Origin of the sequence: Pseudomonas sp. TH41 (genome assembly GCF_016650695.1) — a bacterium.
Taxonomy (GTDB): domain Bacteria; phylum Pseudomonadota; class Gammaproteobacteria; order Pseudomonadales; family Pseudomonadaceae; genus Aquipseudomonas.
Window position 1 is genome coordinate 2951789 of record NZ_JAEKFH010000003.1, and the last position, 26643, is coordinate 2978431.

A 26643-nucleotide genomic window follows, 5' to 3' on the forward strand; every position below is an offset into this window, starting at 1 on the left:
TCTTCCATGGCCGGCAGTCAGATCGAACGTGTTTTCAGCGTGTTGGAAAGCCTCACCAGTGACTCGCGCGGACTGCCGATGCAGACGTTGGCGGAGCAACTGGATATCCCTAAAAGCGCGACCCATCGCTTGCTCGCCGAACTGATTCGGTTGGGCTACGTGCGGCAGAATCCGGAGAACTTGCGCTATCACTTGTCGACCAAATTGGTCGCGATGGGTTTTCGCTACTTGTCGAGCAGCGGCGCGGATATTGTTCAGCCGGTGCTCGACCGGTTGGCTCAGGAAACCGGTGAGCTGGTGCGTCTGGGGGTGATCGAAGGCGAGCGGCAGACCTGGATCGCCAAGTCTCAGGGCGCCCGTTCCGGGCTGCGTTACGACCCGGACATGGGCCGCGACGCACCGCTGTTTTACACCGCCTCCGGCCATGCGTGGCTGGCGTGCATGAGCGATGCCGAAGCCTTGTCGCTGGTGGAGCGGCAGGGTGGTGACCGGCCGAAGGATTTGGGGCCGAATGCACCACGCTCCAATATTGAATTGCTCGAACGCCTGCGCATGGCGCGTGAGCAGGGCTATGCCTGGGTGGAGGAGAGTTCGGCGGTGGGAACGTCGGCGATTGCGGCGGTGGTGCGGCATCCGAGCGATGGCCGGGTGATCGGCGTGCTCAGCATTGCCGGGCCCAGTGCTCGGATGCCGGGGGCGCGGCTGCATGAGTTGGCGCCGCTGTTGTTGAAATTTACCGAGGAGCTGTCGGCAGCAAGTCTGGCTTCTGAATTGTTCGGCTAACGTTCAAAAAGATCGCAGCCTTCGGCAGCTCCTACAGGGTTTGTGTAGGAGCTGCCGAAGGCTGCGATCTTTTGATTTTTGGATCTTGTGCGCTGTTCGCACACTTTTTCGGTTTGCGTGTGTAAAAATCTGGAACCAGATTCTAAATTGTTGGAGTTCACCCTTCCGCCAAAAATCACAAAAGGATCGCGCCTTGAACTCAGCCCTTGGAATTGTCCGGGTCGGTGGTGGAAACATGCGCTAGCAGCATTACCACCTTATGCGACGTCGGGCACTTTATGACCTGCAGAAGCAAGGCTTGCCCGCGAAGCTTTTGAATTTTGATGCAAAACAAGGACAACCCATGACCATCAGCACCCCGCTCTCCGGTGTCAACCAACCCTTCAAGGGGATTTTGCTGATCGTTGTCGCGACTTTTCTGTTTTCCAGCCATGACGCCTTGTCGAAATACCTCTCGGGCTTCTACCCGATCGTCATGGTGGTCTGGGCCCGTTATGTGGTCCATACCTTACTGATGGCCGGGATTTTCCTGCCTCAATCCGGGTTAAATGTCCTGCGGACCAAACGACCGTTGCTTCAGCTGGTGCGGGCGTTGTGCCTGCTCGGTACCAGTCTGTTCTTCACCACGGGCCTGATGTTCATTCCGTTGGCCGAGGCGACATCGGTCAACTTCCTGGCTCCGGTGCTGGTCACCGCATTGTCGGTGCCGCTGCTCGGTGAACACGTCACCCGAGGCCAATGGATCGCGGTGATCTGTGGATTTATCGGGGTGTTGATCATTGTCCATCCCGGTGGCGATCTGTTCACGCCAGCGGTGTTGTTGCCGCTCTGCTCGGCTCTGTTTTTCTGCTTCTATCAGTTGCTCACCCGCAAGCTCAGCGAAATCGATAGCCCGACCACCAGCAACTTTTTCGCCGGGTTGTGCAACACCTTGGTGATGAGTGCGCTGGTGCCGTTCTTCTGGCAGCTGCCGAGCCTGGGGCATGGCCTGATGATGCTGGCGCTGGGGTCGTGCGGGATGACTGCGCATCTGTTTCTGACGCAAGCCTTCCGCCATGCGGCGCCGGCATTGCTGGCGCCCTTCAGTTATTGCCAGATTGTGTTTGCGGGGCTGCTGGGCTGGTTACTGTTTTCCCACACACCCACCCTGACCACGGTGCTCGGGATCGCGGTGATTTGCTGCAGCGGCCTGGCGGCGGCATGGCAGCAGAGTCGCCGATAGAAGGTCAGCGGTGAAAGACCTGTGGGAGCGAGCCTGCTCGCGATGGCGGTGTGTCAATCAACGACTGTGTTGACTGTCAGTCCGCTATCGCGAGCAGGCTCGCTCCCACAGGGGATTGCATCGGGGCTTTACTCGATGACGGTCGGAATCTTGCGCGGCGCCATGAAGTACATCCAGATCAGCGCGATGAAGTACATCGCCGGAATCAGGGTGAACAGCACGGTGTAGTTGTTGTTGGTGATGGTCAGAATGTGGCCGACCAACTGGGTCATGAACATGCCGCCAATGGCCGCGCACATGCCGCCAAAGCCGAACACCGTGCTCATCATGTGTTTAGGCGTGTAGTCCATCACCAGGCTCCAGATGTTGGCGGTCCAGGCCTGGTGCGCACCGATGGCCAGGGAAATGGCAAACACCGCTACCCACAGACTGCTCGAGCCGGCCGCCATGATCACGCCGACGATGCAGCAGGCAAACAGGAACATGGACATCAGTCGCGCCTTGATCGGGTTGATCCCGCGGCCGATCAGGAACGAGGACAGGATGCCGCCACCGACGCTGCCGAAGTCCGCCGTCATGTAGATGATGATCAGCGGGATCCCCATCTGGGTCACGTTGATGCCCAGGCTGTATTGCTGATTGAGGAACGGCGGCAGCCAATACAGGTAGAACCAGAACACCGGCGCCGTCATCGAGTAGGCGAGGGCGAAGGCCCACGTGCCACGCATGCGCAGGATCTTCGAGAACGGTACGCGGGTTTGTTCCGGTTCGACTTCGTTCTGGATGTAGTCCAGTTCCGATTGTTTAACGCTTGGGTGATCTTCCGGGTTGAAGTACTTCAAACCCCAGAACAGCAGCCAGATCCCGCCCAATGCCGACATGCACAGGAACGCGCCCTGCCAGCCCCAGACGTGAAGGATCAGCGGCAGCAGCATGGGGGTAAACATCGCGCCGACGTTGGTCCCGGCGTTGAAGATGCCGGTGGCCACGGCGCGCTCGCCGGCCGGAAACCACACACGGGTGGTTTTTACGCAGGCCGGGTAGTTGGCGGCTTCGGTCAAGCCGAGAATGAACCGACAGACCATAAAGCCGACCGCCGAAGTGGCCAGGCCGTGAGCACCGGTGGCGATGCTCCAGAGCAATACCGCGCAGAAGAACACGCGTTTCACGCCGACCCGGTCAATCAGCCGGCCTTGCAGCACGAAACCGATGGCATAGCCGACCTGAAACCAGAAGTTGATGTTGGCGTAGTCCATCGCCGTCCAGCTCATTTCTTTGGCGAGGACGGGCTGCATGACGCCCAGTGCGGCGCGGTCGATGTAGTTCAGGGTGGTGGCGAAAAACACCAGCGCCAGCATGCCCCAACGGGTTTTGCCGACGGCCATGGCGCCGCGGATCTTGTCGCCGATGCCGCCTGTGGCGACGCCCATGGCCGGAGCTATGCGAGAGCTTTGAGAAGGAATCATGTGTGCCATCCGTTCAATGACTGACAAGCAAAGCTCGTCGGGACTTCAAGGGCGCTTAATCAATCGGCGGCGGTCTGCACGCAAGGATTGATCGGCTGAGGAGTTTTCGTCAGCAGACGACAACGCGTTATTCAGCGAGCGGCACGGTTCGGCCAGAGGCGCGAGACGTTCGGATGGACGCCGGGCAGGGCGTGTGAGGCGTGTAGCGAGGGAGCAAGGCGTTGAATGAGCGCATGAGCGTGTACCCGTTTTTTGAAATTTTTATGTGGTGTTCTGGGTCTTGGGTGACTGATGCCGGTGATTGATGACCGGAACCAATGTGAGGTTGATGTTGCGCAGTGGACGAAAAATCGTCAATTCGCCAAAGGCCATTGTGTTCGATAATCGCACGTAAAACTAACTGGGTAGTACACTTTGAATTGCTGTGCGGGATCGCTCAGCCAATAATTTACCCCATGATAAAACGCGACCCCTGTAGGAGCTGCCGCAGGCTGCGATCTTTTGATTTTGATCATTGCAAAGATCAAAAGATCGCAGCCTGCGGCAGCTCCTACATAAAAGCGTGCGATGTCGAAAACAAGATTGTCCCCCCCACCGGGAGTCGAAATATGCAACGTTCCATTGCCACCGTTTCCTTGAGCGGCACCCTGCCGGAAAAACTCGAAGCCATTGCCGCTGCCGGTTTTGATGGCGTGGAGATTTTCGAAAACGACCTTCTCTACTACGACGGCAGTCCGCGGGAAATTAAACAGATGTGTGCCGATCTCGGGATCGCCATCACGCTGTTTCAACCGTTCCGTGACTTTGAAGGTTGCCGCCGTGATCGTCTGCCGCGCAACCTGGAGCGGGCCGAGCGCAAGTTCGACCTGATGCAGGAACTGGGCACGGACCTGGTGCTGGTGTGCAGCAACGCCTCCGCCGATTCGGTCGGTGATGAACAGATCCTCGTCGATGATTTGCGTCTGCTGGCCGAACGGGCCGGGGCTCGTGGCCTGCGAATCGGCTATGAAGCGCTGGCCTGGGGGCGGCACGTGAACACTTATCAGCAGGTGTGGAACATCGTTCGACAGGCTGACCATCCAAGCCTCGGCGTGTTGCTGGACAGTTTTCACACGCTGTCGCTCAAGGGTGACCCAAGCGCTATCGCCGAGATTCCCGGCGAAAAGATCTTCTTCGTGCAAATGGCCGACGCACCGATCCTGGCCATGGACGTGCTGGAATGGAGTCGGCATTTCCGCTGCTTCCCGGGCCAGGGTGAATTCGATTTGCCGGGGTTCCTCGCACCGATCATCAAGAGCGGTTACACCGGGCCGTTGTCGCTGGAAATCTTTAACGACGGCTTTCGCGCAGCGCCGCCACGGGCCAATGCCGCCGACGGTTTGCGTTCGTTGCTGTACCTGGAAGAGAAAACCCGTGAGCGTCTGGCGCAGGAAGCCAAACCAACGGCCCCGCTCGATATTTTGTTCGAGACGCCCAAGGCCAGCGAGTACAACGGCATCGAGTTTCTTGAGTTCGCCGTGGACGAAAGCCTTGGCGCCAAGCTCTCCCATTGGCTGGAGCGACTGGGTTTCGTCAAGGCCGGTCAGCACCGTTCCAAGAGTGTCAGCCTGCTGCGTCAGGGCGATATCAACCTGATTCTCAACTCCGAACCTTACTCTTTCGCGCACAGTTTTTTTGAGGCTCACGGCCCATCGCTGTGCGCCACCGCTGTGCGGGTCAAGGACAGCGCCAGTGCGCTAGCGCGGGCTGTGGCCTACAAAGGGCAGCCTTATCGCGGACTGGTTGGCCCCAATGAACTGGAACTGGCGGCGGTGCGTGCACCCGACGGCAGCTTGATTTACCTGGTGGACCAGGACGCCGATGTCTACGGCACCGATTTCAATTTGCTATCGACGGCAACGGCCAGTGGCGGGCTTAAACGCATTGACCACATGGCCATGGCATTGCCGGCCGACAGCCTCGACAGTTGGGTGCTGTTTTATAAGAGCCTGCTGGATTTCGAAGCCGACGACGAAGTGGTGTTGCCCGATCCCTATGGCCTGGTGAAGAGCCGGGCGCTGCGCAGTCGCGACAGTTCGATCCGCTTGCCGTTGAACATTTCCGAGAACCGCAACACCGCCATCTCTCACGCGCTGTCGAGTTATCGCGGCTCCGGCGTGCACCACATTGCCTTTGATTGCGACGACATCTTTGCCGAAGTCAGCCGGGCCAAGGAGACGGGTGTGCCACTGCTGGACATCCCGCTCAATTACTACGATGACTTGGCGGCGCGGTTCGATTTCGACGACGAGTTCCTCAGCGAACTGGCCTATTTCAACGTTCTTTATGACCGCGATGCTCAGGGCGGCGAACTGTTTCACGTTTACACCGAGCCGTTTGAAGGGCGGTTCTTCTTTGAAATTATCCAGCGCAAGAATGGTTATGCCGGTTACGGCGCGGCCAACGTGGCGGTGCGACTCGCCGCCATGGCCAAATCCCGCAGTGGCGCCGTCCGTCAGGCAAAGTTGTAGGAAATTCGTAAGCGCGGGGTTAAACCGTTGCCGCACGACTTCCTTCAGTGTGCGGCGCGGCCCATAATCGCCAGCCTGTGCAGTAATGGCCGTGAGCCCGCAATGACAATCACTTCAGAACGCTCTGTAGCCCCCGACGAACCTATCGTCGAGCCGCGCAAGAGTCGCAAGAACAACCCGGAAAAAACCCGCGAGAACATCCTTCAAGAGGCCATTGTCGAGTTCGTTCAGCAAGGGCTTTCCGGCGCTCGCGTCGATGCCATCGCCGAGCGCATCCACACCTCCAAGCGCATGATCTATTACTACTTCGGCAGTAAGGAACAGCTCTACGTCGAGGTGCTGGAGAAACTCTACGGGGATATCCGCAGCACGGAAAACCGGTTGCACCTGGCCGAGTTGGCGCCGCTGGACGCCATTCGACGGTTGGTGGAGTTCACCTTTGATCACCATGATCGAAACGTGGATTTCGTGCGCATCGTCAGCATCGAGAACATTCACAACGCCGAGTATGTAAAACGCTCCGATGCGATCAAGGCGATGAACACTACGGTGCTCGATTCACTGGGCGTGATTTTGCAGCGTGGTGCCGAAGAGGGATTGTTCCGTAGTGACATCAACCCGCTGGACGTGCACTTGCTGATCACTTCGTTTTGCTTCTATCGCGTGTCGAACCGCCATACCCTTGGTGAGATTTTTCAGATCGACTTGTCGGAAGAAAGCGTCAAGCAACGCCATCGGGAGATGGTCTGCGAGTCGGTGTTGCGGTATTTGCAGGCCTGATAGATTTTAAAAGATCGCAGCCTGCGGCAGCTCCTACAGGGATATGCGTTCCAATGTAGGAGCTGCCGCAGGCTGCGATCTTTTGATCTTCAGCCCTTCATGCTCTGAAAATGCGCCAGCATCCGCTGCGCATCGGGCACCACGCTGCTGAACAACTCAAACGCCTTCACGGCCTGAAACACCGCCATACTGCCGCCATCCAGCGTCCGGCATCCCAAAGCCCGGGCGTTGCGCAGCAGCTCGGTTTCCAGCGGAAAATAAACGATCTCAGCCACCCACAACTCGGCCCGAAGCAGCTCCGCCGGCACCGGCATACCCGGCAACTTTTTCATGCCCATAGGCGTGGTGTTCACCAGACCGTCGGCCTGTGCCAGCGTACTCGACAGATCATGTCCGGCCATCGCTCGACCGGCGCCGAAATATTGATTGAGGTTGTCCGCCAGGCGTTGGGCGCGGCTGATTTCCACGTCGAAAATGCTCAGCCGTTGTACGCCTTCGCTCAATAGCGCGTGGGCCACTGCCGCGCCTGCGCCCCCGGCGCCCATCTGGACGACACTCTTGACGGCAACGCCCTGCAAGCCACGCCGAAAACCTTCGGCAAACCCCAGGCAATCGGTGTTGTGGCCGATGCGCTTGCCATCCTTGAGCACGACGGTGTTCACCGCGCCAATGCCTTGGGCTTCCGGCGACAATTCGTCGAGCAGCGGGATGATCGTCTGCTTGCACGGGAAGGTGATGTTCAGCCCGGTGAAGTTCATGCGCTCGGCCGCCACCAACAGGTCAGGCAACGCGCCGCTGTCGAGTTGCAACTGATCGAGGTCGATCAGGCGATAGAGGTAACGCAACCCCTGGGCATCGCCTTCATGCTCATGCAGCGCCGGGGTGCGGGAAGCCTGGATGCCGGCGCCGATCAGGCCGGCCAGTACCACGTTGTTCGGAGTCACAGTGCTCACCCTTTCAGACGTTGGCTGAAGTGCTCCAGCGCGAGGCGATAGCCATGGCTGCCGAAACCGGCCATGACCGCGGTGGCGATGGCCGATACGAAGGAGTGGTGGCGGAAGGGCTCACGGGCGTGGACGTTGGACAGGTGAACTTCGATCACTGGCAGTTCGCTGGCGACGAGGGCATCGCGGATCGCGACCGAGGTATGGGTCCAGGCGGCCGGGTTGATGACAATCCCGGCGCAACGGCCTCGGGCCGCGTGAATCCAGTCGAGCAATTCGCCTTCATGGTTGGTCTGGCGAAACTCAACCGCCAGGCCGAACTCTTCGGCGGCTCGTCCGCACAAGGCTGAGATATCCGCCAGGGTTTCATGGCCGTAAGTGGCCGGTTCACGGGTGCCGAGCAGGTTCAGGTTCGGGCCGTTGAGCACCAGAACGATAGGGTTCATCGGGGGTCTCTCCACTTATTATTTTTGGCATTGGCCGGGGAATCGGCTTGTGGAGATAAATTGTACTAGCTAGTTAGTTTGGTCAATTAAAGAGACACCGCATCGGGTTTATGTGTGCGGTGATCGCACAAAAGCAAAAGATCGCAGCCTGCGGCAGCTCCTACATTTGGAACGCGTGCCCCTTGTAGGAGCTGCCGCAGGCTGCGATCTTTTAGCGGGGCAGGTGCTCAACCAGGAAATCAATAAACGCCCTTAACCGCAACGGTACGTGGCGACTTTGCGGATAGAGCAGGGTGAACGGCCGTGAGCGTCCACCAAAAGGCTTGAGCACCTCCACCAGCGAGCCATCGGCCAGTTCGTTTTCGACGATGAAGCGATAGGTTTGAAACAGCCCCGCCCCGTGTTTCGCCAGTGTCACCCCCAGCACATCGTCGGAACAACTCAGATTGCCGTCAGCGAGAATCTCCCGCGGCTCGCCATTGTCATTGAACAGCCAGGCGATTCGCCGACCGCTGCTGGGTAATTCGTACTGGATGCATTCGTGCTGCTTGAGGTCGTCCAGTGTTTGTGGCGTGCCCGCGCGCTTCAGGTAATCGGGGTTGGCAATCATCACCAGCGCCGCGTCTTCAAGGTGTCGGGCGATCAGGCCTGAATCCGGGATGGCTCGCACGCGAATGGCCATGTCATAGCCTTCACCGACGAAATCGATGTTGCGATTACTGATGTGCGACTCGACCTTCACCGACGGGAACCGCGCACGAAATTCAGGCAGCAACGGCAGAATGCGGTGGTGGGCATAGGTGGTGGGAATACTGATGCGCAGCGTGCCGGAAGGTTGCTGCTGCTGGCCCATGACCTCACGCTGGGCTTCGATCAGTTGCGCCAGCGCTTGACGACATTCTTCGTAATAACGCCGGCCACTGTCGGTCAGTTTCACGCTGCGGGTGGTGCGGGCGAACAGCCGCACACCCAGGCGTTCTTCCATGCGCGACACCGAACGGCTCACGGCCGCCGGCGTTACACCGGCCACCAGCGCGGCAGCGGTAAAGCTACCGGCCTCGGCGGCCAGGCAAAACAGTTCGATGCTGCCGAGCTGAAGATCATCGAATGTTCGCTGCATGATTGATTACACCGGGGATCAATTGAAGGGCTTGATGCAGTGTTTATCAAATTGGCGAAAGGATTGCTTACCATTTTTGTCCCTTGATTGCCGTGCTTGGGACGATTTGGAACGCTAGCCTCAAGTTCGGATGACTGAAGTCAGGTCACCGATTGAGCGCCCACAAAAAAGCCGTCGTACTGACGGCTGTTTTGTATCGGCCGGCTGCAATCACCGCCGGGTCAGCAACACCCCGGACTCCATGTGATGAGTCCACGGGAACTGGTCAAACATCGCGCACCGAGTGATGCGGTGGCTGTCGTGCAGTTGGGCGATGTTGGCGGCCAGGGTTTCCGGGTTGCAGGAAATGTACAGGATGTTGTCGAAGCGACGCGTCAGCTCGCAGGTGTCCGGGTCCATACCGGCGCGAGGTGGATCGACAAAGACGCTACCGAATTCGTAGCTCTTCAGGTCGATGCCGTGCAGGCGACGGAACGGCCGCACTTCGTTCAGCGCTTCGGTCAGCTCTTCGGCGGACAAGCGCACCAGGGTGACGTTATCCACAGCGTTTTCGCTGAGGTTACTCAGCGCCGCATTGACCGATGCCTTGCTGATTTCGGTGGCCAGCGCTTTGCGCACGCGGGTCGCAAGCGGCAGGGTGAAATTGCCGTTGCCGCAATACAACTCCAGCAAATCGTCGGAGCGATCACCGATTGCGTCGTACGCCCAGTTGAGCATCTTCTGGTTGACGGTGCCGTTGGGCTGGGTGAACGCGCCTTCGGGCTGACGGTAGCTGAACGTGCGACCGCCGACTTCCAGCTTTTCGACCACATAATCGTGACCGATGACTTCGCGTTTACCTTTGGATCGGCCGATGACGCTGACGTTCAGGTCGGCCGCCAGTTTCGAGGCCGCCGCGTGCCAGTGCTCGTCCAGCGGGCGGTGATAGCACAGCGTGATCATTGCATCGCCGGCCAGGGTGGTCAGGAACTCCACCTGAAACAATTTGTGGCTCAGCGCCGCGCTCGCTTTCCATGCCGCCTTCAGTTGCGGCATCAACTCATTGATGCGCAGGCTGGCGATCGGAAACGCTTCGATCAGGATCGGCGTGCGTTTGTCTTCCTGGGAAAACATCGCGTAGTGCCGCTCGCCGCCTTCGCGCCACAGGCGGAATTCGGCACGCAGGCGGAAGTTTTGCAGCGGCGAATCGAAAACCGCCGGCTCGGGCGCATCGAACGGAGCCAACAGATCACGCAGGCGCGTGACCTTTTCTTCGAGCTGAACAGCGTAGGCCTGGGAATCAAAAGTCATGCGTTGAACCAACCCAACTTGATCACGAACAGAATCGACAGAATCACCAGCGCCGGGTTCAGTTCACGGGCGCGGCCGGACAGCAATTTGATCCCGGTCCAGGCGATGAAGCCGAAGGCGATGCCGTTGGCAATGGAATAAGTGAACGGCATGGCCAGGGCGGTGACCACGACCGGTGCGGCAACGGTGATGTCGTCCCAGTCTATTTCGGCCAGGCCGGATGTCATCAGTACCGCGACGAACAGCAGTGCCGGTGCCGTGGCGAATGGCGGAATACTGGCGGCCAGTGGTGAGAAGAACAGCGCCAGCAGGAACAGAATCGCGACCACCACAGCGGTCAGGCCGGTGCGGCCACCCGCACTCACGCCGGCTGCGGATTCGATGTAACTGGTGGTGGTCGAGGTGCCCAACAGCGAACCGGCCATGGCCGCGGTGCTGTCGGCGATCAGGGCGCGGCCCATTTTCGGCATGTGGCCGTCCTTGCCCATCAGGCCGGCGCGCTTGGCGACGCCGATCAACGTGCCAGAGTTGTCGAACAGGTCGACGAACAGGAAGGCGAAAATTACGCTGACCAGACCGATGTCCAGTGCGCCCTTGATGTCCAGTTGCAGGAACGTCGGGGCTAGTGACGGCGGCATCGACATCACGCCGCCGAACGGAGTGAAGCCCATCAGGATGGAAACAATGGTCACCGCCAGAATCCCGATCAGTACCGCGCCGCGCACTTTCAGGGCTTCGAGGGCAACGATCAGGGCAAAACCGAGGGTCGCAAGGATTGGAGCGGGTTGCTTCAGGTCACCGAGGCCGACCATGGTCGCCGGGTTGCTGACCACGATGCCCGCGTTATGCAGGGCGATCAGCGCCAGGAACAGGCCGATACCGGCAGCAATCGCCGAACGCAGCGGCAACGGGATGCTGTTGATGATCCATTCGCGGATACGGAAGATCGACAGCAGGAAGAACAGCACCGCCGAAATGAACACCGCGCCGAGCGCCACTTGCCAGGTGTGGCCCATGTGCAGGACCACGGTGTAGGTGAAGAAGGCGTTCAAGCCCATGCCCGGCGCGAGGGCGATCGGGTAGTTGGCAATCAGGCCCATCACGGTGGAGCCGATGGCGGCCGCCAGGCAGGTCGCGACAAACACCGCGCCCTTGTCCATGCCGGTCTCGCCGAGGATGCTCGGGTTGACGAACAGAATGTAAGCCATTGCCAAAAAGGTCGTGACGCCCGCTAGAATCTCGGTCCGCACGTTGGTGTTGTGTGCCTTGAGTTGAAACAGCCTTTCCAGCATGTCTGCTCCCCGTGGCGCGCCGGGCGCCGTGAATGTATCGACCTCAACAGCAAAGCACAGACCGCAGCAGGCGCCTGGTAATTTTCTGTGGGTCGGAAAAAGCCGCGCATCATACCAGCAGCGTGGGGCTGTGGCTGCTTATGGCTGCGATCGTCGTCGATGTTTTGCACTTAAGCCAAGTGAGCCATACTGCGCGCTGGTTTTGGGGGTACCTATGTATTGCATGAAAAAGCGTGTGATTGCGGCATTCAGCGTATTGATTGCCCTGTTTCTGGGGGCGCAGACCACATTGGCGGCATCGGCGCCACCGTTGAGCCAGGTGAACGTGGTCAAAGTCGAGTCGCCGGGCTGTGGCTTTGAAGACATTGCACCGGGGCAAGAGCAGACCGTCTGCAATCACACGGGGCCGAACATCAAGATTTACGTGCTGGAAGTTGGCTACGGCAGGGGGGCGCAGGTCGGGCTCGACGGTTTTGAGGTGAGCGGTACTCGCACCCCAGTCTGTGCCTTCGATAACGGCAACCTGACCGATTGCACGGTAGGGAGAAAGACCGTCGGTTATGTGTATGTCTTCGGTCTGTCAGGCAAGGAGGAGGGCACGTTCACCTTCAGCGACACGTCCATCAATGCGCCAGGCAACACAATGTCGACACAGCTTTACATCAAGTAACGGCAGGCTCGAACAAGGGACAGGAAAGCTGACTACGCTTTAAAGATCATCCTGTGGACTGTACCCATGACTTTTAGAGCTTTGATTACCCTCGCCGAGGGCATCGATGACCTGCAAACAGTGACGTTGATCGATGTATTGCGTCGCGCCAAGGTTGAAGTGGTGGTGGCCAGCATTGAAGGGCGGCGCATGCTCACCTGTGCCCGCGGCACCCGATTGACGGCTGATGCGATGCTGGTGGATTTGCTGGCCCAGCCGTTCGACCTGATCGTCCTGCCCGGCGGGGTGGTCGGGTCGCAACATCTGGCCGCCCATCAACCCTTGCAACAATTGATCAAGGATCAAGCGAAGGCCGGGCGTCTGTTCGCCGGCATCGCCGAGGCCCCTGCAGTGGCGCTGCAAGCCTTCGGCGTTTTGCGTCAGCGGCGCATGACCTGCCTGCCATCGGCCAGTCACCAACTGTTGGGTTGCAATTTCGTCGATCAACCGGTGGTGGTCGATGGTAACTGCATCACCGCCCAAGGCTCGGGCGCGGCACTGCCATTTGCGTTAGTGTTGGTGGAACAACTCTGCGGCAAAGCCATGCGGGCAGCGGTGGCGGGGGCGTTGCTGGTTTAGAGACGGTCAGACGTGGACGGCGAGAGGTTTGATGACCGGTTGCTCACGCTGCTCTGCTTGCCAAAGATCGTAGTCGGTCTGAACACCTAGCCACATCCGGGCCTTGCCGATTCCGGCTCGCTCCAGACGTACCGCCAGGTCTGGACTGATCGGCGCGTGGCCATGCAGGACCCGTGAAAAATGCGGGCGCGCAAACCCCAGGTGCCGCGCCAGTTCCGTGACGCTGATGCCCAGCTCGGGCAATACATCCATCAAAAGTGTTTCGCCAGGGTGTGGCGGGTTGTGCAAGGGCATGTCCTGCCTCCTGTCAGTGGTAGTCCAGATAGTCGACCAGCTCGATATCCGAACCGATAAAACGAAAAACAACCCGCCAGTTTCCCGAAACGCTCAGTGACCAGTACTCAGTCAACTCTCCCCTGAGCGGGTGCAATCGCTATCCCGGTAGGTCGAGGTCGCCAGGTACCACTGCGCGGTCCATGAATTGCAGCATTCGAGACAGACGCTTCGCATGGTCTGCACGGATCCCGCGAGTCGAACCTGTTTCATAGAAGCCACGAAGGCCTTTGTGCTGAAAGGAAATGATCATGGGATGAGTGTAAGGCGTTACATTACACTCAATGCATTATCTATGTATTGCACCTGGTCGGCAAATTTGTGCTTCACCACTGCTGTGCATCAAACCTTGGCTTCTTCCACCGGCACACGCATGCGGTCGCGGTTGGCCAGGGTCGGGAACAGTTTGATCCACGTACCGGTGACCACCAGTGTACCGATGCCGCCCATGACCACCGCCGGCACGGTGCCGAACCAATGGGCGGTGATGCCGGATTCGAACTCGCCTAACTGGTTCGAAGCGCCGATGAACAGACCGTTCACGGCGCTGACGCGGCCACGCATTTCGTCCGGGGTTTCCAGTTGCACGAAGGACGCCCGGATCACCATGCTGATCATGTCTGCCGCGCCCAACACCACTAGCACTGCGAGGGAAAACCAGAAGGAGGTCGACAGGCCGAAGGCGATGGTCGCGACACCGAAAATGCCTACCGCCGTGAACATCACCCGTCCGACGTTGCGTTCCACGGCAAATCGCGCCAGGAACAGCGACATGAGCAACGCCCCCACCGCCGGCGCCGAACGCAGCAGGCCCAGACCCCACGGGCCGGTCAGCAGAATGTCTTTGGCGAACACCGGCAGCAACGCAGTCGCGCCGCCGAGCAATACGGCAAACAGGTCCAGGGAGATCGCCCCGAGAATGTCCGGACGGCTGCGGATGAAACGGATGCCCGCCAGTAACGAATCCAGGGTGGCCTTGCCCTTGTTCAACGGCGTTTGCCGGGCCGGGAGGTTGAGCATCAGTGAGCATGCGATGAGGTAGAGGATCACGGTCGGGCCATAGACCCAGACGCTGCCGAAGGCGTAGAGCAACCCGCCGAGGGCCGGGGCGACGATCGTTGCCGATTGTTGCGCCGATTGTGCTGCAGCGACGGCGCGGGGGAACAACGCGTTGGGCACGATGCTCGGCAGCAAGGCTTGCGTCGTCGGCATCTCGAAGGAGCGCGCAGCACCGAGCAGGAACGCCAGGATGAAGATCATCTCGCGGGTGACATGGTCGGTCGCACTACCGATCGCCAGCGACAGTGCGATCAACGCTTGCACGGACTGGCAGATCGCCGCGACCTTGCGCCGGTCATAGCGGTCTGCGACATGCCCGGTGTGCAGCATGAACAATACCCGCGGGGCGAACTCCACAAGACCCACCAAACCCAGATCGAGCACGTTGCCGGTCAGTTGGTAGAGGTTCCAGCCAATGGCCACCGTCAGCATCTGAAATCCGCTGGCGGTAAACACCCGAGCCAGCCAGAACGCAATGAAAGGGCGGTGATGACGTAACAGCAAGGGCGCTTGGCTGGGCATCTGAAGGCAGGTCTTGAACGAGGGGAGGGTCGAGATTATCACCAAGCTGTAACCAGAAGTTGCAAGGAGCGGCAATTTAGTTAGCTAGACACCGATCTGGACAGCGCGGAAATCTCCCTGTGGGAGCGGGCTTGCTCGCGAAAGCGGTGTGTCAGGCAAATTGATTTCGACTGATACGCCGCTTTCGCGAGCAAGCCCGCTCCCACAGGGAATGTGTTGCGACTGATTGCCGGGCCTATGAGGCAACCTGTCACGCGGCAAAAGACCACACCGTCTATCGTCAAAAATGGGACTACTCTTTTAACGTTGCTTGATCCAGGTCAAGACCATTCGTGGAATTGATCCTGCGGCCAGATGGCCAGACTCCCTACGTTGTGATGCGTGCAAAAGAGAACGAATTCAAATTCGCCACACTCCATATCCGTGGGGGGGCAGTGGGTGTAGGCCGCAAGCCTTCAGCCGGTATTACCTGACAGAGGAAGACTTATGTTCGGTTTGGAGGCTCTTGATCTCGCCCGGATTCAGTTCGCGTTTACCATTTCGTTTCACATTCTATTTCCTGCCATCACCATTGGCCTCGCGAGTTACCTGGCGGTGCTCGAAGGCCTGTGGCTGAAAACCCATAACGACACGTACCGCGATCTGTACCACTTCTGGTCGAAGATCTTTGCGGTCAACTTCGGCATGGGCGTGGTCTCCGGGCTGGTCATGGCCTATCAGTTCGGCACCAACTGGAGCCGCTTTTCGGACTTTGCCGGTTCCGTGACCGGGCCATTGCTGACGTACGAAGTCCTCACGGCCTTCTTCCTTGAGGCCGGTTTCCTCGGTGTCATGCTGTTCGGGTGGAACAAGGTCGGACGCAAACTCCACTTCTTCGCCACGGTCATGGTCGCCATCGGCACGCTGATTTCGACGTTCTGGATTCTCGCCTCCAACAGCTGGATGCAGACGCCGCAGGGCTATGAAATCGTCAATGGCCAAGTCATTCCGGTGGATTGGCTGGCGGTGATCTTCAATCCGTCGTTCCCCTACCGCTTGATGCACATGGCCACGGCGGCGTTCGTCGCCACTGCTTTCTTCGTCGGTTCTTCGGCGGCCTGGCATTTGCTGCGTGGCAAGGACAACCCGGCGATCCGCACCATGCTCTCGATGGCCATGTGGATGGCCTTGATCGTCGCGCCGATTCAGGCCGTCATCGGTGACTTCCATGGCCTCAATACGCTTGAGCATCAGCCGGCGAAAATAGCCGCGATCGAAGGTCACTGGGAAAACGTCGGTGATGAACCGACGCCACTGATCCTCTTTGGCTGGCCGGACATGAAAGCCGAGAAGACCAAGTTCGCGGTCGAGATTCCGTACCTCGGTAGCCTGATCCTGACGCACTCCCTGGATAAACAGGTGCCGGCGCTCAAGGAGTTTCCAGCGCAAGACCGGCCAAATTCGACCATCGTGTTCTGGTCATTCCGCGTCATGGTCGGCCTGGGCTTCCTGATGATTTTCACCGGTTTGTGGAGCCTGTGGCTGCGCAAACGCGACACGCTGTATACCTCGAGACCGTTCCTGTACCTGGCGTTGTGGATGGGACCGGCCGGCCTGATCGCGATTCTCGCCGGTTGGTTCACCACTGAAATCGGCCGTCAGCCGTGGGTGGTCTACGGACTGATGCGCACGGCGGATGCGTCTTCCAACCATAGCTTCATGCAGATGAGCATCACGCTGATCATGTTCGTTGTGGTGTATTTCGCGCTGTTCGGTGCAGGCCTTGGCTACATGATGCGTCTGGTGCGCAAAGGGCCGAAGATCGACGAAGGCAAGGAAACCAATGACGGTGGTCCCGGCCAGAAACGCACGCCGGCGCGTCCGCTGTCCGCTGCTGACGATGATGGCGAGCACAGCCCCAGCCTGACCAAGGAGATTTGAATCATGGGTATTGATCTTCCGCTGATCTGGGCCGTGATCATCATCTTCGGCATCATGATGTATGTGGTGATGGACGGCTTCGACCTGGGGATCGGGATTCTTTTCCCGTTCATCAAGGGCAAGACCGACCGCGACGTGATGATGAATACGGTTGCGCCGGTCTGGGATGGCAACGAGACCTGGTTGGTACTGGGCGGCGCGGCGTTGTTCGGCGCCTTCCCACTGGCTTATTCGGTGGTGCTCTCGGCGTTGTACCTGCCGTTGATTTTCATGCTGATCGGGCTGATTTTCCGCGGCGTAGCTTTTGAATTCCGCTTCAAGGCCAGGGACGACAAGCGTCATCTCTGGGACAAGGCATTCATTGGCGGTTCAGTCGCTGCGACGTTTTTCCAGGGCGTGGCGCTGGGTGCATTCATTGACGGGCTGCCGGTGGTCAACCGTCAGTTTGCCGGTGGCTCACTGGATTGGCTGACGCCGTTCACCCTGTTCTGTGGTTTGGCGCTGGTGGTGGCTTATGCGCTTCTCGGTTGCACCTGGCTGATCATGAAAACCGAAGGCAAGTTGCAAGAGCAGATGCACGACCTGGCGCGGCCATTGGCGTTCGTAGTGTTGGCGGTGATCGGTATCGTCAGCATCTGGACCCCGTTGGCCCATGCCGAGATTGCGGCGCGCTGGTTCACCCTGCCTAACCTGTTCTGGTTCCTGCCGGTGCCGATCCTGGTGTTGGTGACCATGTACGGTCTGATCCGCGCCGTGGCTCGCAATGCGCACTACACGCCATTCCTGTTGACCCTGGTGCTGATTTTCCTCGGCTACAGCGGTTTGGGCATCAGCCTGTGGCCGAACATCGTGCCGCCGTCGATCTCGATCTGGGACGCCGCCGCACCACCGCAAAGCCAAGGCTTCATGTTGGTGGGCACGCTGTTCATCATCCCGTTCATCCTGGGGTACACCTTCTGGAGCTACTACGTGTTCCGCGGCAAGGTGACCCACGAAGATGGTTACCACTAGAGCACACGACAATGGCGCAGGGCTGATACCTGCTCCGTTTCAGAGGAGATTGCGATGATGGCGGGTAAACATTCCTTGCAGGAAATCGAGGCCGCAGAGAAAAAGCCGCTCTGGCAGCGACTTGGCTGGCTGGTGATGATCTGGACCGGCAGCGTGGTAGCGCTGTTCATCGTCGCGAGCCTGATGCGCATGTTCATGAATGCCGCAGGCCTGACCACGCACTGAAATTCCCATCCCGTTGCTTTGTGGCACGGATTCAAACCCTCCAGTTATGGAGGGTTTTTTTTACCTGCGACTATTTGCGCGCTTTGAGGATCACGAACTTGGGTGTGGCCGCCACTTGTTCGACGCCGCGGAACAAGCGCGCCAGCTTGCTGTGATAACCCAGGTGACGGTTACCGACGATGTACAGCGCGCCGCCGACCACCAGCGCCTCGCGCGCCTGCTGGAACATACGCCAGGCGAGAAAGTCGCCGACGACTTGCTGCTGGTGAAACGGTGGGTTGCACAACACCACATCCAGCGACTGAGGTTCCTGGCCGGCCAGGCCATCACCGGCACGCACGATCACCTCCCGCTCACCCAGCGCCGCGCGCCAGTTTTCGGCCGCCGATTGCACGGCCATGAACGACTCGTCCACCAGCGTGTAGTGAGCCTCAGGGTTCTGCAGTGCGCTGGCGATAGCCAGAACACCGTTACCGCAACCGAGGTCCGCGACCCGCGCAGCGCCAAGATTCTTTGGCAAGTGCGGCAGAAATGCTCGTGTACCGATATCCAGACCTTCGCGACAGAACACATTGGCGTGGTTAAGCAGTTCGATTGCAGGTGCGTCGAGTTGATAGCGCGAAGGATAAGGCGATACCGCAGGTGTTTTGGATTGCGCGTCAGCAATCAGCAACCGAGCCTTTTTCACGGCCAGCGAGGCGTGCACCGGGCCGATATAGCGCTCCAGCAGATCGCCCGCCGCACGGGGCAAATGTTTGATCATGGCGGCGGCAATGACTTGGGCGCCGGGCGCCAGACAGCCTTGCAGGCGGATCAGTTGCTCTTCCAGCAGGGCCAGGGTTTTCGGTGCCCGGATCAGTACCCGGTCAAACGGACCCACGAACGCTTCGCTGGCGGGTACGCTCGGCACGGCATCAAACGCCTGGCCGTTTCGAATCAGATTCTTTTCCAGCCCCTGGAAGGCCAGGAACGAGTCGCCACTGCTAATCACCTGAACCTTGCCCGCCAGACTGGCGGCCAATGCGCCAAAGCTGTCGTTGAGCACCAGCACCCGAGTCTCGATGGACGGCTGCTGTTCGGCCAGATAATTGAGCAGGTACTCGTCTGCGGCATCAAACGCTTGCAGCGGTTCGTTCTGCTGTTCGGGCTGGCGGATCAGGTCGAGGCGGGCGAAGGGTGTTTCGAGCAAAGGCATGGGGCGGGGCTCTTGGTAATCAACGGGTGTCCCGCCGCCAAGAGGCATTGTCGCGGGCAGAACCGGCCGAGTGGACTGCATCGTGCGGGTTGGCACGATCTCACTCAGGAGGGACTGCAAATGGTACGTTTTTTTCTTTTGGAATACTCGTGGGTTTTTTGATCATCCGGGGAGATAGCCGGCCTTGGCGGCGGCGATGACGGCCGAAAGCTTATTATTGACCTTGAATTTTTCAATCACCTTCTGCACATGAAAGTTAACGGTGCGCGGGGTGACATTGAGGATGACGGCACTCTCGCCCGCAGTCTTGCCATCCGCTGCCAGTTTCAATACGTCGATTTCACGTTGTGATAACTGCGGTGGAGACGGTTTCACGGCTAGCCTGGGAAACGTCTTCGCCATCAGTCGATGCAGATGCCGCCCCATGAAAATTGAAAAACCAAGGTTTTCATACAACTCCAGCGCTGTAATCGGGCAATGGCTGCGGGCCAGGCTCAAGATGCTGCAAAGGCCGCTTTCTTCGTCATGAACGGAGTGCGACCAGCCGAACTGCAAACCTTGGTACTCAAGCGCGTCCCATAACCATGAAACCTTGGAGAACAATTCTTCACTCCACAGAATCGGCATCATGCTCTGATTGCAATGAGCTACTACCGGATCAATGTCGCGATGCTGCTTCTGTTCATACTCGGTGTTGTAATCCGGCGGGTAGTTATTTAATCGCACGGTGTTCGTCGGGCCGGTCTTTGCTGCACAGGTTGTTGAAAAGGCGAAAAATTTGAACCCGATGTTTTTCGCGAAACTGAGTGAAATTCGATAGGCAGTATCGATATCGGTTGTACACAAAAGTTGATTGAGCTGCGATTCCTTCCACCTCTCCATTGGGATCTCCAAGTGTAAATTTACGCGGGGACGCTTTTTGGATCCGAGATCCAGCACCTTGCGAGTGTAGGATGATTCCGATAGATGTGTCTAAAAATTTCGATATTATTCGCTTATAAAAATAAATATTCAGTTCTAATGCGGATTGAATTTTTTGCAGAGTTTTTGAATGACGGCATTAATGTGATTGCTATTAATCTATGTGTTAACCCAGTTAGTTAAAGTGGTATTTGAGAGTTGATATCAAAGTCACTACAAATCGTCAGTGTTTAATTCGTATGCTTTGGGGGAAACTAGGGCTGCCAGTTCAACGGAGCACCCCATGACCGCCAGCGTAGAAAAATTCACGCGCCAGACATTGCTCGACGTTCGGCCGTTGACCCCGAACCTGTTCACGTTACGCACCACCAGGGACCCTGGCTTCCGATTTCGTGCCGGGCAATTCGCCCGGTTGGGTGTGACCAAGGCTGACGGCAGCACGGTATGGCGCGCCTATTCCATGGTGTCGTCGCCCTATGACGAATTTCTCGAGTTCTTTTCAATCGTCGTGCCGGGCGGCGAATTCACCAGTGAATTAAGCCGCCTGGAAGTCGGTGATACGTTGCTGGTCGACCGTCAGGCCTTTGGTTACCTGACGCTTGATCGCTTTGTCGACGGGCGTGACTTGTGGCTGTTATCCACAGGCACCGGCGTAGCACCGTTCCTGTCGATTCTGCAGGACTTCGAGGTCTGGGAAAAATTCGAGCGGATCATACTGGTGTACAGCGTGCGCGAAGCCCGGGAACTGGCCTATCAGGAGCTGATTGCGGGGTTGGCGCAGCGCGATTATCTGGCGGAGTTCGCACACAAATTGCAGTTCATTGCCACCGTCACTCGGGAGGAGCATCCGGGCGCCATGAGTGGCCGAATCACTGCCCTTATCGAGAGTGGCGAGCTGGAGCGGGCAGCCAGCGCAGCCCTGACGGCTGAGCACTCACGGGTCATGCTTTGCGGCAATCCGCAGATGATTGATGACACGCGCCAGTTGCTTAAACAACGCGATATGCACTTGAGCCTCAGCCGTCGCCCCGCGCAAGTGGCAGTGGAAAACTACTGGTAATAAAACGGCGCCTGTAGGAGCGAGCTCGCTCGCGATGGACTCAAGAGCGCTGTGTTTAACCAGTAAACACGCGTTATCGTTAGCGATCATCGCGAGCAAGCTCGCTCCTACAGGGGCGTTTCTTCTTCCGCTATGGCCGATTGTTCTGGGCCTTCAATAGATCGCGGATCTCTTCCAGCAGCTCCTCTTCCTTGGTCGGAACCGGCGGCAGCGTGGGGGCGACAGCTTCTTCGCGTTTCAGGCGGTTGATGGCTTTGACGCCCATGAAGATCGCGAAGGCGACGATAATGAAGTCGATCATGCTCTGGATGAATTTACCGTATGCCAACATCACCGCTGGGATGTTGCCGTCGGCGGCTTTGAGCGTAATGGCCAGGTCGCTGAAGTCCACCCCACCAATCAGCAGGCCGATGGGTGGCATCACGACATCGCCGACGAACGACGTTACGATCTTGCCGAACGCGGCGCCGATGATGATACCGACGGCCATGTCGACCACATTGCCTTTGACTGCGAAGGCCTTGAACTCATTTAGCACGCCCATTGGTTATTTCCTTGTGACTGATGAGGTTGGTGAGCGCAGTGTAATTCAGCAAAACGCATCCTGCTCGAAACACCCGCTGCCAGCGCTTGCCGCTAGCGACCGGGTCCCCGGTGATAAGCTAACAAAGAATGCCGTCATTCTTATCCAGGCTGTTCGCTCGGGACGAGGATTTTTGCGGGCGTAATCATGCTCGGTCCGATGAGCATTTCTATGTTTGTTTCTGTAGATAGCTGGCAGTGCTGGGTAGTTTGAATGTAAATGAAGTTTCATGTTTGAGTTGATCAGGGTGTAGAAATATCGACACGGCATGAGTGGCAATATGACTTCACTTGTGGAGGGGTCGAGAGTTGCATGTCTATATTAGAGCTCTGATTATCAGGGGAGAGGTTGTACAGCCATATTTTAGTTGTTAAAGGCTTGTACAGATTTAAGTCAAATAATTGATTGGAAATTTTAGAAGAGGGCTGAAAGTTGTACAGATTTTCACAAGTCACAATCCGTTTAATATCGTTCATTCATTCGGTAAAGTTGCTGCCAGAAGATCTGCCACGCCACAGCGTCGCGCTGATCCGGTCCACCTGAGTTATCATCGCGGTTTTTGCCGGGAGTTCAGATGGCCAAGGCCAAGCGCATGTATGGCTGCACCGAGTGCGGCTCGACTTTCCCCAAGTGGGCCGGCCAGTGCGGCGAGTGCGGGGCCTGGAACACCCTGACAGAAACCATGGTCGAGAGTGGCGGTGCCGCGCCTCCCAGCGGGCGCACCGGCTGGACCGGGCAACAGGCGCAGATCAAGACCCTGGCCGAAGTCAGCGTCGAGGAAATCCCCCGTTTTTCCACCGCTTCCAGCGAACTGGATCGCGTGCTGGGTGGCGGACTGGTGGACGGCTCGGTGGTGCTGATCGGCGGTGACCCTGGCATCGGTAAATCGACCATTCTCCTGCAAACCTTGTGCAACCTGGCCAAGAGCATGCCGGCGCTCTATGTCACTGGCGAAGAATCCCAGCAACAAGTGGCCATGCGCGCCCGTCGTCTCGGATTGCCCCAGGATCAGCTGCGGGTGATGACCGAAACCTGCATCGAAACCATCATCGCCACGGCTCGAGTCGAAAAGCCCAAGGTGATGGTGATCGACTCGATCCAGACGATTTTCACTGAACAACTGCAATCGGCGCCGGGTGGCGTGTCCCAGGTTCGTGAAAGTGCGGCATTGCTGGTGCGCTATGCCAAGCAGAGTGGAACAGCGATTTTCCTCGTCGGCCACGTGACCAAAGAAGGTGCGCTGGCCGGACCGCGCGTGCTGGAGCACATGGTCGATACCGTGCTGTATTTCGAAGGTGAGTCCGATGGACGCTTGCGTCTGCTGCGGGCGGTGAAAAACCGATTCGGCGCCGTCAATGAACTGGGCGTGTTCGGCATGACCGACAAAGGCCTGAAAGAAGTCTCCAACCCGTCAGCGATTTTCCTGACCCGTGCTCAGGAAGAAGTGCCGGGCAGCGTGGTCATGGCGACGTGGGAAGGGACCCGGCCGATGCTGGTGGAAGTCCAGGCACTGGTCGATGACAGTCACCTGGCCAATCCGCGCCGGGTCACGCTGGGCCTGGATCAGAATCGACTGGCGATGTTGTTGGCGGTGTTGCACCGTCACGGTGGCATTCCGACCCACGATCAGGACGTGTTCCTCAATGTGGTCGGTGGGGTGAAGGTGTTGGAAACGGCATCCGACCTGGCGCTGATGGCGGCGGTCATGTCCAGTTTGCGCAATCGGCCATTGCCCCATGACTTGCTGGTGTTCGGCGAAGTGGGTTTGTCTGGTGAGGTGCGCCCGGTGCCAAGCGGTCAGGAACGTTTGAAAGAAGCTGCCAAGCACGGCTTCAAGCGCGCCATCGTGCCTAAGGGCAATGCGCCGAAAGAGGCGCCGCCAGGCTTGCAGATTATTGCCGTAACGCGCCTGGAACAGGCCCTCGACGCATTGTTCGAATAAATTTTTGTCAGGGAGCTGTCCCTGTGGGAGCGAGCCTGCTCGCGAATGCAATCTGTCAGCCGGCATTGATGCTGACTGGCACACCGCTTTCGCGAGCAGGCTCGCTCCCACAGTGGAATAGCGCTAGTCGTCAGATTTCGATCAGGGCACCCAGTTCTCGTTCAAGCTCCTTCGAATCGCCCAGGTTGAGTTCGATCAAGCGTCGCAGGCGCTCGATGGATTCCAGGCTGATGTGTTTGCAGACAAAGCCGAGCTGGCCAAGGTCATCGTGGGTCAACATCACATCCATCTTGATCTCGACGTCGGCGTTCAGATGAATATCGACCAGGAAATGCCAGTCACGATTACCCAGCCACGGCTCGGGTTTCTCGATGAGCAGGCCCTTGAGCGACAGGTCGATCAGCTTCACCGGCCAGGTGAACTCCCCCTGGCTCAGCTCGGTTCTGGCATCGAACGCAATACGTTTAAAGCGGCGGCGATTGGCAGGGTGGTCGCTCATGGCGCAATCCTCGGAAAGGTTCGCTGACTATAGACCCGCATTGTCCAAGGCTGCCAGCGCAGGCAGGCCTCTAGACCAATGTCGGGGTATGGTCTTTGCCGTCAGGAGCGCTAAACTCGGGGTGGCTGTCTTTCTTGTCCACCTTGGCTGGAATCATAAAATGAAAAATAATAATAGCCTGCTACGCCATCTGCCCTGGCTGCTGCTGGCAATCGTAGGCGCGTGCGCCCTGGGTGTCGTGGCATTGCGCCGAGGCGAGGCAATCAATGCCTTGTGGATCGTGGTCGCAGCAGTCGCTATCTATCTGGTTGCCTATCGTTATTACAGTCTGTTTATCGCTAACAATGTGATGCAGCTCGACCCGCGACGGGCCACCCCCGCCGTGCTCAACAATGACGGTCTGGACTATGTGCCGACCAACAAACACATCCTCTTCGGTCACCACTTCGCCGCCATCGCTGGCGCGGGGCCGCTGGTGGGTCCGGTGCTGGCCGCGCAGATGGGCTATCTGCCCGGTACGCTGTGGCTGATTGCCGGGGTGGTGCTGGCCGGTGCGGTTCAGGACTTCATGGTCCTGTTCCTGTCCACCCGCCGCAACGGCCGTTCCCTGGGCGACATGGTCCGTGAAGAAATGGGCCGCATCCCCGGCACCATTGCGCTGTTCGGCTGCTTCCTGATCATGATCATCATCCTCGCGGTGCTGGCGCTGATCGTGGTCAAGGCCCTGGCCGAAAGCCCGTGGGGTATTTTCACGGTGATGGCGACCATCCCGATCGCCATGTTCATGGGCATTTACATGCGCTACATCCGCCCGGGCCGCATCGGCGAAATCTCCGTGGTCGGGGTGCTGTTGCTGCTGGGTTCGATCTGGCTGGGTGGGCAGATTGCCGCTGATCCGTTCTGGGCCAAAGCGTTCAGTTTCACCGGGATTCAGATCACCTGGATGCTGATCGGCTACGGTTTCGTGGCGGCCGTGCTGCCGGTGTGGCTGATTCTGGCACCGCGCGATTACCTGTCGACCTTCCTCAAAATTGGCACCATCGTGGCGCTGGCCATCGGTATTCTGGTGACCATGCCCGTGCTGAAAATGCCGGCCTTGACCCAGTTCATCGATGGCACCGGGCCGGTGTGGAAGGGCGGTCTGTTTCCGTTCCTGTTTATCACCATTGCCTGCGGTGCGGTGTCCGGTTTTCACGCACTGATTGCCTCCGGCACCACGCCGAAACTGTTGGCCAGTGAAGGGCATGCCCGTTACATCGGTTACGGCGGCATGTTGATGGAATCCTTCGTGGCCATCATGGCGATGGTGGCCGCTTCGGTGATCGAGCCTGGCGTTTACTTCGCCATGAACAGCCCGGCGGCGATCGTCGGGGGTGATGTGATGCAAGTCGCGCAAACGGTCAGCAGCTGGGGGTTCGCGATTACGCCGGAAGCCCTGCAAGCGGTGGCCAAGGACATCGGTGAAACCACCGTCCTGGCTCGCGCCGGGGGCGCGCCGACCCTGGCGGTCGGTATCGCGCAAATCCTGCACAGTGTGCTGCCGGGTGAAAACACCATGGCCTTCTGGTACCACTTCGCGATCCTGTTCGAAGCGCTGTTCATCCTGACTGCCGTGGATGCCGGCACCCGTGCCGGACGGTTCATGCTGCAGGACTTGCTCGGCTCTTTTGTGCCGGCGCTGAAACGCACTGAATCCTGGACCGCCAACCTGATCGCAACGGCGGGTTGCGTGGCGATGTGGGGTTACCTGCTGTACCAAGGCGTGATCGACCCCTTGGGCGGGATCAACACCTTGTGGCCGCTGTTCGGGATCTCCAACCAGATGCTGGCCGGAATCGCGCTGATGTTGGCGACCGTTGTGCTGATCAAAATGAAACGCCAGCGCTACGTCTGGGTCACCATGCTGCCCGCCGTGTGGCTGCTGATCTGCACCGTCACGGCCGGCTTCATCAAGCTGTTCGACGCCAACCCGGCGATTGGTTTCCTGTCGCTGGCGAAGAAATACAGCGATGCGCTGGCCAACGGTCAGATCCTCGCCCCGGCCAAGGACATCACGCAGATGCAACACGTGATCTACAACGCCTACACCAACGCCACGCTGACGGCGCTGTTCCTGTTCGTGGTCTTCAGCATTCTGTTCTATGCGCTCAAGGTCGGCATCGCCGCCTGGGGCACCAAGGAACGTACGGATAAAGAAGCGCCATTCCACGCCGTGCCGGACGCGTAATCGAG

24 protein-coding genes and 1 pseudogene are annotated in these 26643 nt (G+C 58.5%); 12 read left to right on the top strand and 13 right to left on the bottom strand.

What is annotated here, in order from left to right; translation table 11 throughout:
* Positions 1 to 6: 6 nt before the first annotated feature.
* The gene (locus tag JFU37_RS16180) at positions 7 to 783 is read left to right on the top strand and encodes an IclR family transcriptional regulator (RefSeq protein WP_201116215.1); all 777 of its coding nucleotides are present in this window, start codon (positions 7 to 9) and stop codon (positions 781 to 783) included.
* A 343-nt stretch (positions 784 to 1126) separates the two neighbouring features.
* Positions 1127 to 2005, top strand: a complete 879-nt coding sequence (locus JFU37_RS16185) for a DMT family transporter (protein ID WP_201116217.1) — start codon at positions 1127 to 1129, stop codon at positions 2003 to 2005.
* 128 nt (positions 2006 to 2133) lie between these two features.
* Here the strand turns inward: JFU37_RS16185 and JFU37_RS16190 are convergent, their stop codons facing one another.
* Positions 2134 to 3471, bottom strand: coding sequence for an MFS transporter (locus JFU37_RS16190; protein ID WP_201116219.1), 1338 nt, complete (start codon positions 3469 to 3471; stop codon positions 2134 to 2136).
* A gap of 608 nt (positions 3472 to 4079) precedes the next feature.
* On the opposite strand from JFU37_RS16190, the gene quiC reads away from it, so the two are divergent.
* Together quiC and JFU37_RS16200 are read left to right on the top strand one after the other, a co-directional pair.
* A complete protein-coding gene (quiC, locus tag JFU37_RS16195; RefSeq protein ID WP_201116221.1) occupies positions 4080 to 5981 on the top strand; it encodes a 3-dehydroshikimate dehydratase QuiC in 1902 nt (633 codons plus the stop codon).
* A gap of 102 nt (positions 5982 to 6083) precedes the next feature.
* Positions 6084 to 6761 carry a TetR family transcriptional regulator gene (locus JFU37_RS16200; RefSeq protein ID WP_201116222.1) on the top strand — a complete coding sequence of 226 codons (678 nt, stop codon included), beginning with the start codon at positions 6084 to 6086 and terminating at the stop codon, positions 6759 to 6761.
* Between the two features lie 89 nt (positions 6762 to 6850).
* On the opposite strand, the gene JFU37_RS16205 is transcribed toward JFU37_RS16200, so the two are convergent.
* The 5 genes from JFU37_RS16205 to JFU37_RS16225 all read right to left on the bottom strand — a co-directional run bounded on the left by JFU37_RS16205 (position 6851) and on the right by JFU37_RS16225 (position 11853).
* On the bottom strand, positions 6851 to 7705 hold the full coding sequence (locus tag JFU37_RS16205) for a shikimate dehydrogenase (protein WP_201116224.1): 855 nt from the start codon (positions 7703 to 7705) through the stop codon (positions 6851 to 6853).
* A 5-nt stretch (positions 7706 to 7710) separates the two neighbouring features.
* Positions 7711 to 8151 carry a type II 3-dehydroquinate dehydratase gene (gene aroQ / locus JFU37_RS16210; RefSeq protein WP_201116226.1) on the bottom strand — a complete coding sequence of 147 codons (441 nt, stop codon included), beginning with the start codon at positions 8149 to 8151 and terminating at the stop codon, positions 7711 to 7713.
* 211 nt (positions 8152 to 8362) lie between these two features.
* On the bottom strand, positions 8363 to 9271 hold the full coding sequence (locus tag JFU37_RS16215) for a LysR family transcriptional regulator (protein ID WP_201116228.1): 909 nt from the start codon (positions 9269 to 9271) through the stop codon (positions 8363 to 8365).
* A gap of 210 nt (positions 9272 to 9481) precedes the next feature.
* Positions 9482 to 10561 (bottom strand): tRNA (uridine(54)-C5)-methyltransferase TrmA, encoded by a 1080-nt coding sequence (gene trmA, locus JFU37_RS16220; protein ID WP_201116230.1) that lies wholly within the window; start codon positions 10559 to 10561, stop codon positions 9482 to 9484.
* Complete coding sequence (locus JFU37_RS16225; RefSeq protein ID WP_201116232.1) at positions 10558 to 11853, bottom strand: NCS2 family permease; 1296 nt, start codon at positions 11851 to 11853, stop codon at positions 10558 to 10560. Before JFU37_RS16225 ends, trmA begins: the two co-directional genes overlap by 4 nt.
* 214 nt (positions 11854 to 12067) lie before the next feature.
* Here JFU37_RS16225 and JFU37_RS16230 point away from each other — a divergent pair, with 214 nt between their 5' ends.
* Positions 12068 to 12523 (top strand): DUF4879 domain-containing protein, encoded by a 456-nt coding sequence (locus JFU37_RS16230; RefSeq protein ID WP_201116234.1) that lies wholly within the window; start codon positions 12068 to 12070, stop codon positions 12521 to 12523.
* 66 nt (positions 12524 to 12589) lie between these two features.
* Positions 12590 to 13141, top strand: coding sequence for a DJ-1 family glyoxalase III (locus JFU37_RS16235; RefSeq protein WP_201116235.1), 552 nt, complete (start codon positions 12590 to 12592; stop codon positions 13139 to 13141).
* A 6-nt stretch (positions 13142 to 13147) separates the two neighbouring features.
* Here the strand turns inward: JFU37_RS16235 and JFU37_RS16240 are convergent, their stop codons facing one another.
* From JFU37_RS16240 to JFU37_RS16250, 3 genes and pseudogenes are all read right to left on the bottom strand, one after another.
* Complete coding sequence (locus tag JFU37_RS16240; RefSeq protein ID WP_201116236.1) at positions 13148 to 13435, bottom strand: HigA family addiction module antitoxin; 288 nt, start codon at positions 13433 to 13435, stop codon at positions 13148 to 13150.
* Between the two features lie 13 nt (positions 13436 to 13448).
* Positions 13449 to 13727, bottom strand: a pseudogene (locus JFU37_RS16245) (type II toxin-antitoxin system RelE/ParE family toxin).
* An 89-nt stretch (positions 13728 to 13816) separates the two neighbouring features.
* A complete protein-coding gene (locus JFU37_RS16250; protein ID WP_201116237.1) occupies positions 13817 to 15055 on the bottom strand; it encodes an MFS transporter in 1239 nt (412 codons plus the stop codon).
* 486 nt (positions 15056 to 15541) lie between these two features.
* On the opposite strand from JFU37_RS16250, the gene JFU37_RS16255 reads away from it, so the two are divergent.
* The 3 genes from JFU37_RS16255 to JFU37_RS16265 are packed head-to-tail and all read left to right on the top strand — an operon-like array spanning position 15542 to position 18211.
* Positions 15542 to 16975, top strand: a complete 1434-nt coding sequence (locus tag JFU37_RS16255) for a cytochrome ubiquinol oxidase subunit I (protein ID WP_201116238.1) — start codon at positions 15542 to 15544, stop codon at positions 16973 to 16975.
* 3 nt (positions 16976 to 16978) lie between these two features.
* Positions 16979 to 17986, top strand: coding sequence for a cytochrome d ubiquinol oxidase subunit II (gene cydB / locus JFU37_RS16260; protein ID WP_201116239.1), 1008 nt, complete (start codon positions 16979 to 16981; stop codon positions 17984 to 17986).
* Between the two features lie 57 nt (positions 17987 to 18043).
* Positions 18044 to 18211 carry a DUF2474 domain-containing protein gene (locus JFU37_RS16265; protein WP_201116518.1) on the top strand — a complete coding sequence of 56 codons (168 nt, stop codon included), beginning with the start codon at positions 18044 to 18046 and terminating at the stop codon, positions 18209 to 18211.
* Between the two features lie 70 nt (positions 18212 to 18281).
* On the opposite strand, the gene JFU37_RS16270 is transcribed toward JFU37_RS16265, so the two are convergent.
* Together JFU37_RS16270 and JFU37_RS16275 are read right to left on the bottom strand one after the other, a co-directional pair.
* Complete coding sequence (locus JFU37_RS16270; RefSeq protein ID WP_201116240.1) at positions 18282 to 19406, bottom strand: methyltransferase; 1125 nt, start codon at positions 19404 to 19406, stop codon at positions 18282 to 18284.
* A gap of 162 nt (positions 19407 to 19568) precedes the next feature.
* On the bottom strand, positions 19569 to 20288 hold the full coding sequence (locus tag JFU37_RS16275; protein ID WP_201116241.1) for an autoinducer binding domain-containing protein: 720 nt from the start codon (positions 20286 to 20288) through the stop codon (positions 19569 to 19571).
* A gap of 322 nt (positions 20289 to 20610) precedes the next feature.
* Here JFU37_RS16275 and JFU37_RS16280 point away from each other — a divergent pair, with 322 nt between their 5' ends.
* Positions 20611 to 21387 carry a ferredoxin--NADP reductase gene (locus JFU37_RS16280; RefSeq protein ID WP_201116243.1) on the top strand — a complete coding sequence of 259 codons (777 nt, stop codon included), beginning with the start codon at positions 20611 to 20613 and terminating at the stop codon, positions 21385 to 21387.
* A 130-nt stretch (positions 21388 to 21517) separates the two neighbouring features.
* On the opposite strand, the gene mscL is transcribed toward JFU37_RS16280, so the two are convergent.
* The gene (gene mscL / locus JFU37_RS16285) at positions 21518 to 21931 is read right to left on the bottom strand and encodes a large-conductance mechanosensitive channel protein MscL (protein ID WP_201116246.1); all 414 of its coding nucleotides are present in this window, start codon (positions 21929 to 21931) and stop codon (positions 21518 to 21520) included.
* A 613-nt stretch (positions 21932 to 22544) separates the two neighbouring features.
* Between mscL and radA the strand changes: the two genes are divergently transcribed.
* The gene (radA, locus tag JFU37_RS16290; protein ID WP_140669448.1) at positions 22545 to 23912 is read left to right on the top strand and encodes a DNA repair protein RadA; all 1368 of its coding nucleotides are present in this window, start codon (positions 22545 to 22547) and stop codon (positions 23910 to 23912) included.
* Positions 23913 to 24042: 130 nt separating this feature from the next.
* Here the strand turns inward: radA and JFU37_RS16295 are convergent, their stop codons facing one another.
* Complete coding sequence (locus JFU37_RS16295; protein WP_201116248.1) at positions 24043 to 24411, bottom strand: PilZ domain-containing protein; 369 nt, start codon at positions 24409 to 24411, stop codon at positions 24043 to 24045.
* A 160-nt stretch (positions 24412 to 24571) separates the two neighbouring features.
* Between JFU37_RS16295 and JFU37_RS16300 the strand changes: the two genes are divergently transcribed.
* Complete coding sequence (locus JFU37_RS16300) at positions 24572 to 26638, top strand: carbon starvation CstA family protein (protein WP_201116250.1); 2067 nt, start codon at positions 24572 to 24574, stop codon at positions 26636 to 26638.
* The last annotated feature ends 5 nt before the right edge of the window (positions 26639 to 26643 follow it).

Bases quoted from the DNA above. Each gene is read 5' to 3' on its own strand.
- JFU37_RS16180 (WP_201116215.1), top strand. From the start codon at position 7: ATGGCCGGCAGTCAGATCGAACGTGTTTTCAGCGTGTTGGAAAGCCTC.
- JFU37_RS16185 (WP_201116217.1), top strand. From the start codon at position 1,127: ATGACCATCAGCACCCCGCTCTCCGGTGTCAACCAACCCTTCAAGGGG.
- JFU37_RS16190 (WP_201116219.1), bottom strand. From the start codon at position 3,471: ATGATTCCTTCTCAAAGCTCTCGCATAGCTCCGGCCATGGGCGTCGCC.
- quiC (WP_201116221.1), top strand. From the start codon at position 4,080: ATGCAACGTTCCATTGCCACCGTTTCCTTGAGCGGCACCCTGCCGGAA.
- JFU37_RS16200 (WP_201116222.1), top strand. From the start codon at position 6,084: ATGACAATCACTTCAGAACGCTCTGTAGCCCCCGACGAACCTATCGTC.
- aroQ (WP_201116226.1), bottom strand. From the start codon at position 8,151: ATGAACCCTATCGTTCTGGTGCTCAACGGCCCGAACCTGAACCTGCTC.
- JFU37_RS16215 (WP_201116228.1), bottom strand. From the start codon at position 9,271: ATGCAGCGAACATTCGATGATCTTCAGCTCGGCAGCATCGAACTGTTT.
- trmA (WP_201116230.1), bottom strand. From the start codon at position 10,561: ATGACTTTTGATTCCCAGGCCTACGCTGTTCAGCTCGAAGAAAAGGTC.
- JFU37_RS16225 (WP_201116232.1), bottom strand. From the start codon at position 11,853: ATGCTGGAAAGGCTGTTTCAACTCAAGGCACACAACACCAACGTGCGG.
- JFU37_RS16230 (WP_201116234.1), top strand. From the start codon at position 12,068: ATGTATTGCATGAAAAAGCGTGTGATTGCGGCATTCAGCGTATTGATT.
- JFU37_RS16235 (WP_201116235.1), top strand. From the start codon at position 12,590: ATGACTTTTAGAGCTTTGATTACCCTCGCCGAGGGCATCGATGACCTG.
- JFU37_RS16240 (WP_201116236.1), bottom strand. From the start codon at position 13,435: ATGCCCTTGCACAACCCGCCACACCCTGGCGAAACACTTTTGATGGAT.
- JFU37_RS16250 (WP_201116237.1), bottom strand. From the start codon at position 15,055: ATGCCCAGCCAAGCGCCCTTGCTGTTACGTCATCACCGCCCTTTCATT.
- JFU37_RS16255 (WP_201116238.1), top strand. From the start codon at position 15,542: ATGTTCGGTTTGGAGGCTCTTGATCTCGCCCGGATTCAGTTCGCGTTT.
- cydB (WP_201116239.1), top strand. From the start codon at position 16,979: ATGGGTATTGATCTTCCGCTGATCTGGGCCGTGATCATCATCTTCGGC.
- JFU37_RS16265 (WP_201116518.1), top strand. From the start codon at position 18,044: ATGGCGGGTAAACATTCCTTGCAGGAAATCGAGGCCGCAGAGAAAAAG.
- JFU37_RS16270 (WP_201116240.1), bottom strand. From the start codon at position 19,406: ATGCCTTTGCTCGAAACACCCTTCGCCCGCCTCGACCTGATCCGCCAG.
- JFU37_RS16275 (WP_201116241.1), bottom strand. From the start codon at position 20,288: ATGGAGAGGTGGAAGGAATCGCAGCTCAATCAACTTTTGTGTACAACC.
- JFU37_RS16280 (WP_201116243.1), top strand. From the start codon at position 20,611: ATGACCGCCAGCGTAGAAAAATTCACGCGCCAGACATTGCTCGACGTT.
- mscL (WP_201116246.1), bottom strand. From the start codon at position 21,931: ATGGGCGTGCTAAATGAGTTCAAGGCCTTCGCAGTCAAAGGCAATGTG.
- radA (WP_140669448.1), top strand. From the start codon at position 22,545: ATGGCCAAGGCCAAGCGCATGTATGGCTGCACCGAGTGCGGCTCGACT.
- JFU37_RS16295 (WP_201116248.1), bottom strand. From the start codon at position 24,411: ATGAGCGACCACCCTGCCAATCGCCGCCGCTTTAAACGTATTGCGTTC.
- JFU37_RS16300 (WP_201116250.1), top strand. From the start codon at position 24,572: ATGAAAAATAATAATAGCCTGCTACGCCATCTGCCCTGGCTGCTGCTG.